We start from the raw sequence: 18,439 nt of genomic DNA, 5'->3' as shown, positions 1-18,439 counted from the left end.
CAACTTAAGGCTAACCCATTAATGATTAGAGTAAGAACTCATCAGGAAAAATAAGCTGGGATAACCTTTCGGTCAGTGACATGGATTGAGGTGATGCCCTCGATTCTGGCCGCAACAATATTTGCTTCAACATCATCAAAGAACACAGCCTGTTCTGCTGGAATATTTTCCGCACTCAGGACATGTTGATAGATTCTTGCTTCTGGTTTACGCATCCCCAAATCTTGCGATAGATACATATGGTCAGCTGCAGCGGCAACTTCAGGGTAGTGTTGAGGCCAGTGATTACAATGCAGACGGTTTGTATTGGATAACACTACGACCCGATGCCCCTCCTGACGTAGCCTTTGCATTATCGCGATCACTTCCGGGCGTAAAGCCACGAATACTGCCTGCCAACCTTCAGCAAACTGTTCAAAACTGAGCGATAGCCCCATCTCATCACTGAGTTGGAGGGCAAAGTCCTCATCGCTAATTTCACCACGCTCATGCTGCTGGAAAACTTCTCCCATCGTAAAACGCTCACTCAGTGTAGCCAAAGGCACACTGCTTAATTTACTCCAAACACCCAACACGCGTTTGAAGTCGATATCAACAATCACATTCCCTAGATCAAAGATATACAGCATGGCGCTCTCCCAATTAGATGGTGAGTTTCACTGTAACGGGAAAAAAGAAAACTGAACAGAGAGAGAAAGAAAAAGGAGGGGGTTAGCAGAAAAAATAATATTTTTGCCGGGATGACGAAACAGAAAGTATCCCCAAAGACATTGGAGTTGCAGCAAGGTAGCAAGTGATGGTGCCCCGATACGCTGACTCAAGTAAGTGATTCGGGTGACTGAACGCCGCTAGCACAGCAGCAACTTCAAGAACGAAGGGGATAGAGAACTCAGGGCGCCTTGAGCGCCCTAAGTATCAGCGGAACAAAGAAGAATTAACCTTCTTTAGGACCACGACCGGCACGCTTACGATCGTTTTCCGTTAAATGACGCTTACGGATACGGATCGATTGTGGGGTAACTTCTACCAATTCATCGTCATCGATGAATTCCAGCGCCTGTTCCAGAGTTTTCTTCAGGAAAGGAACCAGAGTGGTTGCTTCGTCAGTACCCGATGCACGCATGTTGGTCAGCTGCTTACCCGTCAAACAGTTTACAGTCAGGTCGTTAGAACGTGAGTGAATACCGATAATCTGGCCTTCATACACTTCTGTACCATGACCGATGAACAACTTGCCGCGGTCTTGCAGTTTGTACAATGCGAACGCAACAGCTTTACCCTGACCGTTAGAGATCAGTACGCCGTTCTGACGTTGGCCGATATCGCCTGGACGCACATCATCATAGTGACTGAATGTGGAGTACAACAGACCAGTACCAGAAGTCATGGTCATGAACTCAGTACGGAAGCCAATCAGGCCACGGCTTGGGATCATATAATCCAGACGAATACGACCTTTGCCGTCTGGAACCATGTCCTTCACGTCACCTTTACGCTCACCCATGGCTTGCATAACTGCGCCCTGGTGCTGCTCTTCGATATCCAGAGTTACGCTTTCAAATGGTTCTTGATTACGACCGTCGATAATACGGTTGATAACTTTAGGACGAGATACAGCCAGCTCGAAACCTTCACGGCGCATGTTTTCGATCAGAACCGACAGGTGAAGTTCACCACGGCCTGATACGCGGAATGCGTCAGCATCTTCAGTTTCTTCAACACGCAGTGCTACGTTATGAATCAGCTCTTTGTTCAGACGGTCAAGAATCTGACGTGAAGTCACATACTTACCTTCTTTACCACAGAACGGAGAGGTGTTAACGCAGAAATACATGGTCACGGTTGGTTCATCAACAGACAGTGCTGGCAATGCTTCAACAGCATTAACGTCACAGACAGTGTCAGAGATGTTCAACTCGCCCAGACCGGTGATAGCAACGATATCGCCCGCTTCAGCGACAGCAGCTTCGATACGCTCCAGGCCCATGTGGGTCAGAACCTTACCGACTTTACCGTTACGCGTTTTGCCTTCGCTATCAATGATAGTCACTTGCTGGTTTGGCTTAACTTTACCGCGTTTGATACGACCGATGCCGATAACACCAACATAGTTGTTGTAATCCAGCTGAGAAATTTGCATCTGGAACGGTGCTTCAAGCTCAACTTGTGGCGCAGACACATGGTCAACGATAGCTTGATACAGCGGAGTCATGTCTTCCGCCATATTGTTGTGGTCTTCGCCCGCAATACCCATTAATGCAGATGCATAAATGATAGGGAAGTCCAGTTGTTCATCAGTTGCATCTAAGTTTACGAACAGGTCGAATACCTGATCGACAACCCAGTCAGGACGTGCGCCCGGACGGTCAACTTTGTTGATTACCACGATAGGTTTCAGACCGTTAGCAAAGGCTTTCTTGGTCACGAAACGGGTCTGCGGCATTGGGCCATCCATTGCGTCGACGACCAGCAGCACAGAGTCAACCATAGACATTACACGCTCAACCTCACCACCGAAATCGGCGTGTCCTGGGGTATCCACGATGTTGATGCGGTAGTCTTTCCAATTAATGGCGGTGTTTTTTGCGAGGATGGTTATCCCACGCTCTTTCTCCAAATCGTTGGAGTCCATTACACGTTCAGTTGCTTCAGTACGTTCACCGAAAGTACCAGATTGTTGTAGCAACTTATCAACCAGGGTAGTTTTCCCATGGTCAACGTGCGCAATAATGGCGATGTTACGCAGATTCTCGATCACAGCTTTTTTGCCTCAGGCATTTAGAAATAGCGCGCTATTGTACACGTATTAAGCGAGGGACTAAACAAGATCACAAACTTCTCTTATAAACAACCTAACGGCGGTTAGTTTGTGATCCCTTTCACGGTGCAAAAATAGCCTCTCGGCCCCTCTTTGCACCAATACGGTGCCCAACGGCGCAAATGAAGCACCAAAATAGTGCAATATAACTATCCTGGTGCATACTGAATATCAGCAGACCCCTATGATATGGCATAAACGGGGGATTTGGAAAGTTGGCATAGATTTCGCAATGTATTTTAGCATGAATCGCCAGTACGAATAACCGTACGAAATAAAAAGTCACAAGTTTACTGTTTTGAGTGATGCATCCTTGCAGGTAAAAGGTTTTTTTGAAGTTACAGGCTATTGAAACAAAAAGTTTTTACCGGCAAAAATGCCAGAACACCATAAACCTTAGCAATACACGGTAATCGTTCCACGACGACGACTATGACAAATCCGGGAGATATAAGTATGTCCGCTGAACATGTTTTGACGATGCTGAATGAGCACGAAGTGAAATTTGTTGATTTGCGCTTCACCGATACTAAAGGGAAAGAACAGCACATCACTATCCCTGCTCATCAGGTCAACGCTGACTTCTTCGAAGAAGGCAAAATGTTTGATGGCTCCTCGATTGGTGGCTGGAAAGGCATTAATGAATCCGACATGGTACTGATGCCAGACGCCAGCACCGCTGTTATGGATCCGTTCTTCGAAGATTCCACACTGATTATCCGTTGTGACATCCTTGAGCCAGGCACCATGCAAGGTTATGACCGCGACCCACGTTCTATCTCCAAACGTGCAGAAGACTTCCTGAAATCTTCTGGTATCGCCGATACCGTGCTGTTCGGGCCAGAACCAGAATTCTTCCTGTTCGATGACGTTCGTTTTGGTAGCAGCATCCGCGGTTCCCACGTCGCTATCGATGATATCGAAGGTGCATGGAACTCCAGCACCAAATACGAAGGCGGCAACAAAGGCCACCGTCCAGCAGTAAAAGGCGGCTACTTCCCGGTTCCTCCGGTCGATTCTTCACAGGATTTGCGTTCTACCATGTGTTTAACCATGGAAGAAATGGGTCTGGTTGTTGAAGCTCATCACCATGAAGTTGCTACTGCTGGCCAGAACGAAGTAGCAACCCGCTTCAATACCATGACCAAGAAAGCGGACGAAATTCAGATTTACAAATATGTCGTGCACAACGTAGCCCATGCATTTGGTAAAACGGCGACCTTTATGCCAAAACCAATGTTTGGTGACAACGGCTCAGGCATGCACTGCCATATGTCCTTGTCCAAAAATGGCACCAACCTGTTCGCTGGTGACAAATATGCTGGCCTGTCTGAAATGGCGCTGTTCTACATCGGCGGCATCATCAAACATGCAAAAGCCATTAACGCCTTGGCTAACCCAACGACTAACTCCTACAAGCGTTTGGTCCCAGGCTACGAAGCACCGGTCATGTTGGCTTACTCAGCACGTAACCGTTCAGCTTCAATCCGTATCCCTGTGGTTGCTAGCCCGAAAGCCCGCCGTATTGAAGCGCGCTTCCCGGATCCAGCGGCTAACCCGTACCTGTGCTTCGCAGCACTGCTGATGGCTGGCCTTGATGGCGTCATCAACAAAATTCACCCTGGTGATGCGATGGACAAAAACCTGTATGACCTGCCACCGGAAGAAGAAGCTGAAATTCCAAAAGTTGCAGGTTCTCTGGACGAAGCTCTGGCGGCACTGAGTGAAGACCGCGAGTTCTTGACCCGTGGTGGCGTGTTCACTGACGACGCAATTGATGCTTACATCGAACTGCGTAAAGAAGAGATGGACCGCATACGTATGACTCCGCACCCAGTTGAATTTGAACTGTATTACAGCGTTTAGTTTTAGTTAGTCGTTTTTTTTGTTGCCGTGGAAACTTTTAGCCCATCTCACGATGGGCTTTTTTCTCCACCTTTCATTTTCGTCACATTCCTCTGGCTCAGTTGCGACTGAATCAATAGGATGTACCCACCGATGGGTATAAATGCACTAAGAGTGTGCAGGAGTCTGCATGATGGCAACAGGCACGCTGCCCGATGCTGGGCAGATCCTTAATTCTCTCATTAATAGCATTCTGCTATTGGATGACTCTCTGGCTATTCATTATGCCAATCCCGCTGCCCAGCAACTTCTGGCACAAAGTTCTCGTAAACTTTTTGGTACACCGCTTCCCGAATTATTAGGCTACTTTTCCCTGAATATTGCCCTTATGAGGGAAAGCCTAGAGTCAGGACAAGGTTTTACGGATAACGAAGTAACATTAGTCGTTGATGGTCGAGCACATATTTTATCGCTAACTGCACAGTCATTGCCGGACGGCTTTATATTGCTGGAAATGGCACCGATGGATAATCAGCGCCGGTTAAGTCAGGAACAATTGCAGCATGCACAACAAGTTGCCGCTCGTGATTTAGTGCGTGGATTAGCGCATGAGATTAAGAACCCGTTGGGCGGTTTACGCGGTGCGGCACAATTATTGTCAAAAGCGCTACCCGATCCAGCCCTGCTGGAATATACCAAAGTGATCATCGAGCAAGCTGACCGCTTACGTAATTTGGTTGACCGTTTATTAGGCCCTCAGCGGCCCGGTCAGCATGTTACACAAAGCATCCATCAGGTTGCTGAACGGGTTTGCCAGCTAGTTTCATTGGAAAAGCCGGATAACGTGACATTAATCCGCGACTATGATCCAAGCTTACCTGAATTGGCTCATGACCCAGATCAGATTGAACAAGTGCTGCTAAATATCACCCGCAATGCCTTACAAGCCTTGGGTGAGGCCGGTGGCACTATCACACTTCGTACCCGTACGGCATTTCAGATAACACTGCATGGTATGCGCTACCGTTTAGCTGCCCGAATTGATATTGAAGACGATGGCCCAGGCGTACCGACGCAATTACAAGATACCGTGTTCTATCCAATGGTCAGTGGTCGCGAGGGTGGCACCGGACTTGGCTTATCTATTGCCCGTAATCTTATCGACCAGCATTCGGGTAAAATTGAATTTAACAGTTGGCCGGGACATACCGAATTCTCGGTTTACCTACCTATTCGCCAGTGAGGTTTCTATGCAACGAGGGATAGTCTGGATCGTCGATGACGATAGCTCCATCCGCTGGGTGCTTGAGCGCGCACTGACTGGAGCGGGTCTAAACTGTGCGACATTCGATACAGGCAATCAGGTATTGGATGCTTTGGCAACGCAAACCCCAGATGTGTTGTTATCAGATATCCGTATGCCTGGCATGGACGGATTAGCACTGCTGAAACAAATTAAGCAGCGCCACCCCATGCTTCCGGTCATCATAATGACAGCACATTCTGATTTAGACGCTGCAGTGAGCGCCTATCAGCAAGGGGCATTTGATTATCTGCCTAAACCTTTTGATATCGACGAGGCCGTCGCACTCGTTGAGCGAGCAATCAGTCATTATCAGGAGCAGCAACAACCCGCCCGTACCCAACCCGCCAGTGGCCCGACTGCTGATATTATTGGTGAAGCCCCAGCGATGCAGGATGTTTTCCGCATCATTGGTCGCTTGTCGCGCTCCTCTATCAGCGTGTTGATCAATGGTGAATCAGGCACCGGTAAAGAGTTAGTGGCCCATGCATTACACCGCCATAGTCCGCGCGCCAAGGCACCGTTCATCGCATTGAACATGGCGGCGATTCCGAAAGATTTAATCGAGTCGGAGCTGTTTGGCCACGAAAAAGGGGCTTTCACCGGCGCGAATCAAGTGCGCCAAGGCCGATTTGAGCAAGCCGATGGTGGCACACTGTTTTTAGATGAAATCGGCGATATGCCGCTGGATGTGCAGACCCGCCTATTACGCGTGCTGGCTGACGGCCAATTTTATCGGGTTGGGGGATATGCCCCTGTCAAAGTGGACGTGCGCATCATTGCGGCTACTCACCAGAATCTGGAATTGCGTGTTCAAGAAGGCAAATTCCGTGAGGATTTATTCCATCGCCTGAATGTGATTCGGGTTCATTTGCCACCACTGCGTGAGCGCCGCGAGGATATTCCGCGTCTGGCTCGTTATTTCTTGCAAGTGGCCGCGAAAGAGCTAGGGGTAGAAGCCAAAAATCTGCACCCTGAAACGGAAGTCGCGCTGACTCGCCTACCTTGGCAGGGTAACGTGCGACAACTCGAAAATACCTGTCGCTGGCTGACTGTCATGGCTGCCGGGCAGGAAGTGCTGATTCAGGATTTACCGACTGAGCTGTTTGAAACCAGTACACCAGATGCTTCGGGTCAACGGATGCCAGATAACTGGGCAACGCTGCTAGCGCAATGGGCTGATCGTGCACTACGTTCTGGCCATCAGGATTTGTTGTCCGAAGCGCAACCCGAAATGGAACGAACGCTGTTAACCACGGCATTACGCCACACTCAAGGCCACAAGCAGGAAGCTGCTCGGCTGTTAGGTTGGGGTCGCAATACATTAACGCGTAAGCTGAAAGAATTGGGAATGGAGTAGTTAAGAATAGAGCCGTTCTGACGTTAAGTGCCCCTCAGTGGCTATACCCGATAGATTTCAAGATAACGGGTATAGCCACTGAGGTGAACATCATCAAATCACGCGGGAGAATTGCTGCCGGCGTGCCTGCTTACGTAAATAAATATCGAAACACATACAGATATTACGAATAAGTAAACGCCCACGCGGTGTTACCCGAATACCTTTGTCATCCCGCTCCACCAGCCCATCTTGCTCAAAAGGTGCCAGTAGCTCAAAATCTTCGGCAAAATAATCCGCAAAACGAATACCATAATGCTGCTCAATCGGCTGATAACTGATTTGGAAATTACAAATCAGTGTCTTAATCACATCGCGACGTAAACAATCATCTTCGGTCATGGTCAAGCCGCGCCACAATGCATTGCCACGTTGTTCCACAACAGCATAATAGGTCTTCAAATCTTTTTCGTTCTGCGCATAACTGTCACCCAGCATACTGATGGCTGAGACGCCCAAACCGAGTAAGTCACTCTCACCATGGGTGGTATAGCCTTGGAAATTACGATGTAATTTCCCCTCGCGTTGAGCAACCGCTAGTTCATCATCTGGTCGGGCAAAGTGATCCATACCAATAAACTGATAGCCGGATTCGGTTAAAAAACTGATCGTATGCTGCAAAATATCCAACCGCTGTGCGGCACTGGGAAGATCAGCATCTTTAATTTTACGTTGCGCAGCAAACAGACTCGGCAAGTGGGCATAATTGAAGACACTTAGGCGATCAGGGCTAAGTTCTGCGACCCGTTTAAGGGTAAAAGCAAAGCTCTCTGGTGTCTGTTTTGGCAAACCATAAATCAAATCAATATTGGTCGAGTTAAAACCCAAGGATTTGGCGCGGGCAATGAGTGCAAAGATAAAATCTTCATCTTGCTCACGATTAACCAGTCGTTGAACTTCTTTATTGAAATCCTGCACCCCCATGCTTAGGCGGTTAAAACCTTCAGCACGAAGATGGTCAAGCACATCCAGCTCAATTTCACGCGGGTCAACTTCAATTGACTGCTCCGCTCCGGGCAGAAAATCAAAATTCTCACGCAACAGGTTCATCAAATGAGTGATTTGTTTTTTATTCAGATAGGTTGGCGTGCCGCCGCCCCAGTGCATCTGGCTAACCTGACGTCCGGCAAACAATACCGCTCGCTGGCGGATCTCTTTCTCCAATACCGCCAGATATTCATCAGCTTTATGTTGCTGGCGCGTCACCAGTTTATTGCAGCCACAGAAGTAACAAAGCTTATGGCAAAACGGGATATGCACATACAGCGACAAAGGACGCTGCGGGTAACGTTTTACCGCCTGCTGAAAAGCAGATTCACTGTAATCTTCGCTAAACTCAAGCGCTGTAGGGTACGAAGTGTAGCGCGGCCCTGAATAATTATATTTTTGAATCAGGGACAGATCCCAAACTATAGCGTGCTCAGACATGTTCATTCCTTCCGATATTTTCGCTTACCGGGCCGGTTAGGGGGCAGATGTTTTCGTTGTCTGGCCGCAGTAGCGCTGCGCAATCGTGACCTACGTTGCGACAGTCGCCATAGTTTACCCAATAACCACAATAGATAACATGTTAGTAGTAGGGCTATTATCGGGATCACCCACCTCATGGTTTAAAATGCGTCTTTTGGATTACCGCTTTTCAGTAATCTTAAAATATCTTCCTGTTTTTCTTCTTGCTCTTCGTCGTCCTCATCATCACCTAATTCAATACCCAACTGCTCCATCAGGGCATCAATACGGTCTAACGTCAGATCCACATAAGCTTGGTCTTCTTTGCTTAATACTTCGTCGTTGTCCAGACGATCCAGCAATGCATCCAGACGTTCATCGTTTTCCAGCTTAGTCAGCTCTTCTTGCGGCGTCAGACGTGGCTTGGCTTCGACTTTCGCTACTGGCTTAGTGGTTGGCTTCGCTTTTACCTTGCTCTCAACGACCAAAGGTACAGGCACTTTGCTGCCAATGCGTGGATCTTTCTCTTGAGTCTGGGTTTGGCCTTTTTTATTGCTACCCTCAACATTGGTTCTCGCACCAGAGCGATTGCCGCTGTGTCTTTTCTGACGCTTACGCTCGCGTGCTTCAAGATCAAGCTCTACACGGGTCTTTTTATGGCGCTTTGGTGTCGCGGTGCCTTTCGGGGCCGCGCTAGTTGCGCGTGGTGCTTTATTTGGTTGCTTCATAACCTGTGCTCTTAAATGAGTATGGGATCGGATTGAGTATATACCCGGCATCTTTCAACTTGCAGAAGTGTTCGCAACACACAATCGCCCAAATCACTTATTCATGTAAGTTCATCGAGATTCCCTTGCTTGTAGCCTTCCCGCATTTTGAAATTTATTGGGTATAGATTTGGGCCGGAATCTAGCAGAAAGAAGAGAAAGAAAAAAGGCGGCAGATTAACCTGTCGCCTTTTTTCGCACCTTCTGCGGAAGGATATCCTTACAGCGCACTCCCTGCACTTACATAACGTCCCGGTTTCTCCCTCCTGCAACACGCCTTCCTTGCCATCCCTCCAACCCTGAAGGCGACTCACCCAGCACTCCGGCCTGTGTCCATAAACATCCTTTTATACCCATTATCTTTCAAGTTGTAGGGTTGTTAGCCGCCATCATTCACCCAATTCATTGCATTATCTCAACGCCTTGGGTCTATTCTGTTGCCGCTGACCTACAACTCAAATGCTATTGGGTGTATAAGCTCCCTCTCTCATCCCTGGCTCACAGTATATCCATTACATTCCTTAAGCATAGGCCACTCTTCCTAAGTGATGATGCTCCTTGCCAGTGCATCCCGCACTGTTAAAACTATAATCAGTTATTTGTTTTTATTAAGAATAACAAATCACAAAACAACTGATCGTTAATAATAGTAGCGCATTTTTAATAAAGATTTTCTTAACAGTTCATAAATAATATGCCATTAACTTTCTCGACAATGACCACCAACTCACAAAAATTGGAATTTCATAAGAAAAAGTAGGAAAAGAGATTCGTTAGCCCCTCTTTAGGGTCAAGTTTGGCGGGAATAAAGATAAACCCCCTTTTTTCGGCCTGATGCAGTTATAATCGCTCCATGTAAGCAATCTCTCACGGAGACGACAAATTTTGACTATCAGAAACTATAACTATCACATGACTCATTTCGTCATCAGTGCTCCGGATATTCGCCATCTGCCGCGTGATGAAGGTATTGAAGTGGCATTTGCTGGCCGCTCAAATGCAGGTAAATCGAGTGCTCTCAATACATTAACCAACCAGAAAAGTCTGGCCAGAACCAGTAAAACACCGGGTCGTACTCAACTGATTAATTTATTTGAAGTCGTTGAGGGTGTACGCCTGGTCGACTTACCGGGATATGGTTATGCCGAAGTTCCGGAAGAGATGAAAATCAAGTGGCAACGGGCACTGGGTGAATATTTACAGAAACGTAACTGTCTGAAAGGATTAGTCGTTTTGATGGATATCCGCCATCCGCTGAAAGATTTGGATCAGCAGATGATTACTTGGGCGGTGGCCGTCGGTACTCCTGTTCTTTTATTACTGACCAAAGCAGACAAACTGGCTTCAGGTGCGCGTAAAGCCCAGTTGAACATGGTGCGGGAAGCAATCATTCCATTTATGGGGGATATTCAGGTTGAAGCTTTCTCATCACTGAAAAAGATTGGTGTTGATAAGTTACGGGAGAAACTGGATACCTGGTTCAGTGAAATTCCACCCGAAGTAATGATTGATGAGTATGACGACGAAGGTGAATAAAATTCGTCATTAAGCAGCCCGTAAGGGCTGTTTCTCGGTATATCTACCGCCTCCAACCTGTCAGCAAAAGCCCCATAAAAAACGCCCCAGTCAATAAATGACTGGGGCGGCTAATATACAGCCAAATCCGATTACGTGAAGTAAAAGGTCTGAAAGATAGAACATCTTACCTCTGTACCCTACGTCTGTAACTCTACATCATTTTTTCGCAGGGCAAAAGAATTTTTTGTTGTATAGTTACACAAATTGGCACGATTCAGCGCACAACATCCCCGCATTTCCGCCCATAAATGTAGCTTAATTACATAAAGTGCTTTATTTATCGTCACTTACCCGCACAACTAGTGAGCCTGATCCCAGTTCTCGCCAACACCGACATCAACTTTCAATGGCACGGCCAATTGCATGCTCTGCTCCATCAATTCACGGATTTTCTTCTCAGCGCTTTCCACCACACTTTCATGCACCTCAAACACCAATTCATCGTGTACCTGCATGATAACCCGGACCTTAGCTTCAGCTTCTTGCTGTAACCAAGCATCCACGGCAATCATGGCGCGCTTGATGATATCAGCAGCAGTCCCTTGCATCGGCGCATTGATAGCTTCACGTTCAGCCGCTTTACGGCGAGTCGCATTGCGTGAATGAATATCAGGTAAATAGAGGCGACGCCCATCAAGCGTGCTGACGTAACCTTGGTCCGCCGCTTGCTTGCGTGTGCGCTCCATATACTCCAGCACACCCGGGTAGCGCTCAAAATAGAGATCCATATAGCGTTGTGCTTCCCCGCGGGGAATGTTCAGCTGCCGCGCCAAACCAAATGCGCTCATACCATAAATCAAACCAAAGTTAATGGCCTTAGCACTGCGGCGCTGTTCATTGGTCACTTTATCCAGTGGAAGGCCAAAAACTTCTGCCGCCGTTGCACGGTGAATATCTTTTCCGGCCGCAAAAGCTGCCAACAGACCTTTATCCTGTGACAAATGGGCCATAATACGCAGTTCAATCTGTGAATAGTCAGCGGCCATAATGCGGTAATCTTTTGGCGCAATAAAAGCCTGACGTATACGACGCCCCTCTTCATTTCGCACCGGAATATTTTGCAAGTTAGGGTCACGGGAAGATAAACGCCCGGTTGCCGTGACAGCCTGATGATAAGAGGTATGAACACGCCCGGACACAGGGTTAATCATCAGTGGTAACTTATCGGTATAGGTACTTTTGAGTTTTGCTAAACCACGATACTCAAGAATCACTTTTGGCAGAGGGTAGTCCAATGCCAGTTCGGCCAGCACTTCTTCATTTGTTGAAGCCGCGCCACCGGGCGTTTTTTTCAAAACTGGCAGTTTTTGTTTTTCATACAAAATGACTTGTAACTGCTTAGGGGAAGCGAGATTAAACGGCTCTTCAGCCAATTCATGCGCTTGTTTCTCCAATTCATCAAGACGGATAGTGAGTTCTTTAGAGTGGGCCGCCAAAATATTTTGATCAATCAATACACCTGTGCGCTCAATACGAGATAACACGGGCAGCAGTGGCATTTCAATTTCCTGGAATACCCGCTTCAAACCGTCACTTTGCTGTAGTTTAGGCCACAACGCCAAATGCAGTTGTAGCGTGACATCGGCATCTTCTGCCGCGTAAGGCCCCGCTTGTTCTAATGCAATTTGGTTAAAGGTCAGTTGGTTCTTACCCTTACCAGCGATCTCTTCGAAGGTAATGGTTTTATGATTGAGATAGCGTTCCGCCAAACTGTCCATATCATGTCGGCCCGCGACACTGTCCAAAACATACGACTCGAGCATCGTATCAAAAGCAATACCACGTAGATCAATGCCATAGCGTGCCAACATACTTTGGTCAAACTTGAGATTTTGCCCCACTTTAAGGGCCTTATCGTCTTCCAATAAGGGCTTAAGCTGCGCCAGAACCCAATCACGATCAAGTTGTGCAGGTGCATCCAGATAATCATGTGCGACAGGCAAATAAGCGGCCTCGCCTGGAGCAACGGCGAACGAAAGGCCAATTAAATTGCTACTGAGAGTATCAAGGCCGTCAGTCTCAGTATCAAAAGCGAAAACTTCTGCTTTTTTAAGCCGTTCAATCCAGTCAGCTAACGACTTTTCATCCAAGATGGTTTGATAATTTTCTTGTGACAATACAGCCGTCACTTCAGCCGCAGCGGCGGGTTCTGTGGCGATAAAAGATTTATTATTCGTCTGCCCCGTTGGCCGATCTTTTTTGCCATCCAACCACTTACCGGCTTCAACATCTGCCAGCCAGCGCTTAAATTCATAACGGCTGAAGAGCTGATGTAATTGCTCATCATCCGGTTGTGAGACCGTGAGTTCGTCACAAGTCACATCTAATTCAACATCTGTTTTAATGGTGGCTAATTTATAGGAGAGATAGGCAACATCTTTATTTTGCTCTAACTTAGCTGACATAGTTTTAGCGCCACGGAATGTCAGCGTGGATATTTTATCCAAATTACTAAACAGCGCATCTAACCCACCCAAACCTTGTAATAAAGCTTGAGCAGTCTTCTCACCCACACCCGGAACACCCGGAATATTGTCTGAGGAGTCCCCCATTAGCGCTAGAAAATCAATAATCAATTCAGGAGGCACGCCATATTTATCGCACACTTCTTGTGGCCCTAAAATAGCGTTATTCATTGTATTGATAAGAGTAATGTTTGGCGTAACTAATTGCGCCATATCTTTATCACCGGTACTAATTAATACCGCATGGCCAGCTTTTTCGGCTTCTTGCGCCAGAGTGCCAATAACATCATCAGCTTCAACACCGGAAACGACTAATAAAGGCAGCCCCATCGCCTTAACCATTTGATGAAGTGGCTCGATTTGAGCACGTAAATCATCAGGCATCGGTGGGCGATGAGATTTATATTCGGCGAACAGTTCATCACGAAATGTTTTGCCTTTAGCATCAAATACCACTGCCACATGGCTTGGGCGATACTGTAGCAAGAGGCTGCGCAACATGTTCAAAACGCCGTACATGGCGCCAGTTGGCTCACCACTGCTGTTCGTGAGTGGCGGAAAGGCATGATAAGCACGATAGAGGTAAGAGGAACCGTCAACGAGGATCAATGGGTTTTCTGCAATCTGGGCCATAGAGTTTCTTCATCTTTAATCAGCAAGGTCTAACGCTAAGAATGCCATAGCTGGCAGCAAGAGACGAATTTTAGCGTCCATTCTTGTGCGAAAGAGAGCATTTTACATGAAGATCCTCAAGATCTAACCTGTGGATAACTTTGTGCGTAAAAACGTGTGTATTTTATATTTGTCAAATGACTCTCAAATCCTTAATATTTAAAACCATAAAAATCAGTATGTTATAGTTATTGTTTTTTTGTTTTACTGTCATTATTTCTTTATCTAAATTGTGGATATTACTTATTCAGTTACCAGCATAAGGTAAATAAATTTTACTTATGGTAAATTTATCTTCCCAAATTTTTTATTACTTACGCCCACCTCATTTTCTCTTTTTGCATCACGAACATGACTATTTGCCTATCAGTAAAATAGATAAATAAATCATAAACAACACGGTAATAAATAAAAATAAATTATTCATCAGTATGACTATCACATTAGACAATACGATGCATTTATGACAACAAGATAATCATATTAGGACAGTGCGGATATTTGATAAAAAAAAGGGGCGAATAAAATTCAGCCCCTCTTTTTATATGATTAATGCGATTACTTTTGAGTCAGTAAAAACTTAACGACATCAGCATACTGCTTAACATAGTTATCCATTGAACTGGTATCTATGCCGTCGTTTTTAATCATATATTTGCCATTAACAAACATGGCTGGTACACCACGTAATTGTAAATCTTCAGCGGCTTTTTGCTGCTGAACCACCAGTGATTTAACGACAAAACTATTTAATGCTGCATCATAGTCTTCGCCGCTCACACCCGCTTTGATAAATACATTACGAATATCATCCGGAGTTTGTACGGTCTGTGTTTTCTGTACACCCTCAAACATCAGTGGAGTCACTTTCTCCTCAACACCCAATGCCATTGCAACTGCCCATGCTTGGGTCAGTTCTTTACCCAATGGACCAAGGAATTCCACATGATAACGGGTCATTTTGACCCCTTCAGGCAGTGCTTTTTTGACTGTCTGAGGAACATGGTAAATCTCTTCAAACTGGTAGCAGTGCGGGCAATAGAATGAGAAAAACTCTAAAACCTGAGGCTCGCCAGTGACTGGCTTGTTTAACGTCTGGTACTGAGTACCATCGGTAAATTGTGCCGCCGATACACTGAATGCCATCACCATGCCAACGAGCGCTAACCATACATTTTTCATACTATAACAATCTCCATTATCTTCGCTTTAGTACATTGGCATCAGCTGCAAAGGGGGTGCCTGCAACAGCTTAACCTGCTCTGTAAATGATGCAGTCTGCTGTAACCAAAAATCAGACTCCGCCATCCACGGAAAACTTCTAGGAAATGCCGGGTCTTGCCAACGTCTGGCTACCCAAGCAAGGTAATAAACCATCCGCATCGCCCGCAAAGGTTCAATCAGTGCGAGTTCTCGCTGATCAAAATCAGCAAATTCACCATAGGCTTCTAGCAAAATATCTAACTGGATAAGCTGTTCACGACGATCCCCATGTAGCAACATCCAAAGATCCTGAACCGCAGGACCATTTCGGGCATCATCCAAGTCAACAAACATCGGCCCGTCACGCCACAAGATATTACCTGGATGACAGTCACCATGTAACCGTAATGGTTGCCAGTCTGTATGCCAATACTGCTTTATGGTACTTATCAGTAAATCCGTCGCAGCCAGGAACTTATCTCGCTGTTTTACTGGCACCAATTCACTGCTGGCCAACAACTGACGTGGCTCTGTCAGATACTCCTCAATACCTATCGTTGGGCGGGCGACAAAAAGTCTGTCACTTCCCACCTGATGAATCCGCCCTAGATAACGCCCCACCCATTCCAACTGGTCAAGGTTATCTACTTCATACTGACGCCCACCAACACTTGGAAATACGGTAAAGAAAAAGCCGCCGTGAGTATGTAAGGTGTCCCCATTAAGTAGCAATGGGGCAATCACCGGGATCTCCGACTCCGCCAAATCAATCGAGAATTGATGCTCCTCAATAATTTGCTCACGGCTCCAGCGCTCGGGGCGATAGAACTTAACCACACATCGTTTACGCCCTTCATCCATAAACTGATAAACACGGTTTTCGTAGCTATTAAGCGCGGTTAACCCTGAATCCACGCGTAACCCCGCCCCGTCAAGGGCATCCATAATCAAGTCAGGTGACAACGTCTGAAAATTAAAAGCAGAGCTGTTCATAGCAACATTCAGTCTATATAAGTGACAGCGGCTTGCTGAGAATAAGAAATAGTATCATCAAAGCCCCTATCTACGCAGACAGGAGTATGACTAATCTTTAATGATGCCACGCGCGCGCAAGATGGCTGTTTTAAAGTCCTCTTCATAATCTTTTTTCAGACCAGGAATCACTTCTGTCGATGCTGAACCGCGCATTTTTAAGTGGTAAATAAGAATATCGTCGGTCAGATCTGAAAATTCACCTTTAAAACCCGCTTCAGCTGCCAATTTTTGTAAAAACTGCACCAAATTTAAATCAGGTTCTTGCTGCCAGGCTGGATGTAAAAGCTCAATGAGTTCATTAACACGATGGCATTTCATAACAAAATTATCCTATTCAAAAATATGCTGACAAAGTAGCAGGGATATTCACACAGGGAAAGAGAGCCTATTGTCAATAAAAGTAAATCCTGACCTACCCTCCTATTTAAAGATACAATTCATCTGCGAATTGAATACAACGGAGTGATAGAAATGCAGCCCAATATTACAGGCGTTCTTCTTGCAGGAGGTCGTTCTTCTCGAATGGGAGGAAACGATAAAGGGCTTATTCTCCTGCACGATAAACCGTTGTATCAATATGTAATTGATAGATTAAAACCCCAAGTCAACGATATTCTGATTAATGCTAATCGCAATCAAGATCGCTATCAAGAGAGTGGAATTCAAGTTATTAATGATGCCATTACTGGCTTTGTAGGCCCTCTGGCAGGTATGCATGCAGGATTAAGCCATTCAGCTACCGAATGGGTTATATTTGCTCCCTGTGACGTTCCAGCACTGCCTACCAATTTAGTCTCTCAACTTTGGCAAGGCAAACAGCAGGCATTGGCATCGTACGTACATGATGGTGAACGAGCACACCCGACATTGGCGTTAATGCATGTGAGTTTGCAGCCACTGCTGGCTCAGTATCTGGCTAATGGTGATCGCAAGCTAATGATATTTATGGACAGTATCGAGGCTCAACCCGTCATGTTCAACGGGAAAAGTCGACAATTTAGCAACCTCAATACCCAAGAAGATTGTGATTTATGGGAGCGAGGTAAAAAGGGGGAATGATGAGCCAAAAAGTACCGCCACTATTAGGTATCGCTGCGTACAGTGGCACAGGGAAAACAACATTACTTAAGAACCTGATTCCCTTGCTACAACAGCGACAAATCCGAGTCGGTTTAATCAAACATACTCATCACAATATGGAAATTGATACTCCGGGGAAGGATAGCTATGAATTACGTAAGGCTGGTGCACATCAAACTCTGGTCGCTAGCGATTGTCGTTGGGCATTAATGACGGAAACCCCAGAACAAAAACCACTGGATCTCCACTACCTTGCCAGCAGGTTAGATGCCACAACTATTGATTTGATCTTGGTTGAAGGTTTTAAACATGAGCCAATCAATAAAATAGCACTCTATAGAGAAGCGGTTGGTAAACCTTTTTCTGGTTTGATTGATAGCTATGTCATTGCTTTAGCAAGTGATAAACCAATAGAGACCCTTGTAACACAATTGGATATTAATCAGCCGGATCAGATCGCTGAATTTATTTATCACTGGCTTAAAACTAACTCATCAGAAGTATAAAAAGAAAAAAGGCCACCCACAGGGTAGCCTTTTCTCTTTTACTTTTTTCTCAATCCACAAATACTTATGCATACACACTGATATTTGCTCATGTTCTTTATATTTTGCACATAGCAAAAACCCCACGCTTTCGGCATGGGGTCTTGGCTTGATTTGATGCCTGGCAGTGTCCTACTCTCGCATGGGGAGACCCCACACTACCATCGGCGCTACGGCGTTTCACTTCTGAGTTCGGCATGGGATCAGGTGGGACCACCGCGCTATGGCCGCCAGGCAAATTCTGTTTTAATCAACTCGCTACACAATCACTCTCATGCAG

At 46.2% G+C, this 18,439-nt stretch carries 14 protein-coding genes and 1 rRNA gene; 6 read left to right on the top strand and 9 right to left on the bottom strand.

The window, feature by feature from the left end; genetic code table 11:
• Window positions 1-41: 41 nt before the first annotated feature.
• Both yihX and typA read right to left on the bottom strand, forming a co-directional pair.
• Window positions 42-629: a glucose-1-phosphatase gene (gene yihX, locus HUZ92_RS15975; protein ID WP_050101128.1), complete on the bottom strand. Its 588-nt coding sequence runs from the start codon at window positions 627-629 to the stop codon at window positions 42-44.
• Window positions 630-934: 305 nt separating this feature from the next.
• On the bottom strand, window positions 935-2,758 hold the full coding sequence (typA, locus tag HUZ92_RS15970; RefSeq protein WP_050101129.1) for a ribosome-dependent GTPase TypA: 1,824 nt from the start codon (window positions 2,756-2,758) through the stop codon (window positions 935-937).
• Window positions 2,759-3,274: 516 nt separating this feature from the next.
• Here typA and glnA point away from each other — a divergent pair.
• From glnA to glnG, 3 genes are all read left to right on the top strand, one after another.
• Window positions 3,275-4,684 carry a glutamate--ammonia ligase gene (gene glnA, locus HUZ92_RS15965; RefSeq protein WP_050101130.1) on the top strand — a complete coding sequence of 470 codons (1,410 nt, stop codon included), beginning with the start codon at window positions 3,275-3,277 and terminating at the stop codon, window positions 4,682-4,684.
• 172 nt (window positions 4,685-4,856) lie between these two features.
• Window positions 4,857-5,906 carry a nitrogen regulation protein NR(II) gene (gene glnL, locus HUZ92_RS15960; protein ID WP_050101143.1) on the top strand — a complete coding sequence of 350 codons (1,050 nt, stop codon included), beginning with the start codon at window positions 4,857-4,859 and terminating at the stop codon, window positions 5,904-5,906.
• 7 nt (window positions 5,907-5,913) lie between these two features.
• Window positions 5,914-7,326 carry a nitrogen regulation protein NR(I) gene (glnG, locus tag HUZ92_RS15955; RefSeq protein WP_050101131.1) on the top strand — a complete coding sequence of 471 codons (1,413 nt, stop codon included), beginning with the start codon at window positions 5,914-5,916 and terminating at the stop codon, window positions 7,324-7,326.
• Between the two features lie 93 nt (window positions 7,327-7,419).
• On the opposite strand, the gene hemN is transcribed toward glnG, so the two are convergent.
• Window positions 7,420-8,793 carry an oxygen-independent coproporphyrinogen III oxidase gene (gene hemN, locus HUZ92_RS15950; RefSeq protein ID WP_050101132.1) on the bottom strand — a complete coding sequence of 458 codons (1,374 nt, stop codon included), beginning with the start codon at window positions 8,791-8,793 and terminating at the stop codon, window positions 7,420-7,422.
• 182 nt (window positions 8,794-8,975) lie between these two features.
• Window positions 8,976-9,542 carry a Der GTPase-activating protein YihI gene (yihI, locus tag HUZ92_RS15945; RefSeq protein WP_050101133.1) on the bottom strand — a complete coding sequence of 189 codons (567 nt, stop codon included), beginning with the start codon at window positions 9,540-9,542 and terminating at the stop codon, window positions 8,976-8,978.
• Window positions 9,543-10,466: 924 nt separating this feature from the next.
• Here yihI and yihA point away from each other — a divergent pair.
• Window positions 10,467-11,117, top strand: coding sequence for a ribosome biogenesis GTP-binding protein YihA/YsxC (gene yihA / locus HUZ92_RS15940; RefSeq protein WP_050101135.1), 651 nt, complete (start codon window positions 10,467-10,469; stop codon window positions 11,115-11,117).
• Window positions 11,118-11,458: 341 nt separating this feature from the next.
• Here the strand turns inward: yihA and polA are convergent, their stop codons facing one another.
• From polA to HUZ92_RS15920, 4 genes are all read right to left on the bottom strand, one after another.
• Window positions 11,459-14,257: a DNA polymerase I gene (gene polA, locus HUZ92_RS15935; protein ID WP_050101136.1), complete on the bottom strand. Its 2,799-nt coding sequence runs from the start codon at window positions 14,255-14,257 to the stop codon at window positions 11,459-11,461.
• Between the two features lie 597 nt (window positions 14,258-14,854).
• Window positions 14,855-15,478 carry a thiol:disulfide interchange protein DsbA gene (gene dsbA, locus HUZ92_RS15930; RefSeq protein WP_050141047.1) on the bottom strand — a complete coding sequence of 208 codons (624 nt, stop codon included), beginning with the start codon at window positions 15,476-15,478 and terminating at the stop codon, window positions 14,855-14,857.
• Between the two features lie 27 nt (window positions 15,479-15,505).
• The gene (locus HUZ92_RS15925) at window positions 15,506-16,492 is read right to left on the bottom strand and encodes a serine/threonine protein kinase (RefSeq protein WP_145579469.1); all 987 of its coding nucleotides are present in this window, start codon (window positions 16,490-16,492) and stop codon (window positions 15,506-15,508) included.
• 90 nt (window positions 16,493-16,582) lie between these two features.
• Complete coding sequence (locus HUZ92_RS15920) at window positions 16,583-16,852, bottom strand: YihD family protein (RefSeq protein WP_050101139.1); 270 nt, start codon at window positions 16,850-16,852, stop codon at window positions 16,583-16,585.
• A 153-nt stretch (window positions 16,853-17,005) separates the two neighbouring features.
• On the opposite strand from HUZ92_RS15920, the gene mobA reads away from it, so the two are divergent.
• Together mobA and mobB are read left to right on the top strand one after the other, a co-directional pair.
• The gene (gene mobA / locus HUZ92_RS15915; protein ID WP_174846865.1) at window positions 17,006-17,593 is read left to right on the top strand and encodes a molybdenum cofactor guanylyltransferase MobA; all 588 of its coding nucleotides are present in this window, start codon (window positions 17,006-17,008) and stop codon (window positions 17,591-17,593) included.
• The gene (gene mobB / locus HUZ92_RS15910) at window positions 17,593-18,120 is read left to right on the top strand and encodes a molybdopterin-guanine dinucleotide biosynthesis protein MobB (RefSeq protein WP_050101141.1); all 528 of its coding nucleotides are present in this window, start codon (window positions 17,593-17,595) and stop codon (window positions 18,118-18,120) included. The genes mobA and mobB overlap by 1 nt, the downstream gene beginning before the upstream one ends.
• Before the next feature lie 158 nt (window positions 18,121-18,278).
• On the opposite strand, the gene rrf is transcribed toward mobB, so the two are convergent.
• Window positions 18,279-18,394 (bottom strand): 5S ribosomal RNA (rrf, locus tag HUZ92_RS15905).
• Window positions 18,395-18,439 lie beyond the last annotated feature (45 nt).

The sequence above is a fragment of the Yersinia vastinensis genome (assembly GCF_902726565.1).
Lineage (GTDB): Bacteria > Pseudomonadota > Gammaproteobacteria > Enterobacterales > Enterobacteriaceae > Yersinia > Yersinia vastinensis.
This window is presented reverse-complemented; position numbering and strand designations above follow the sequence as displayed.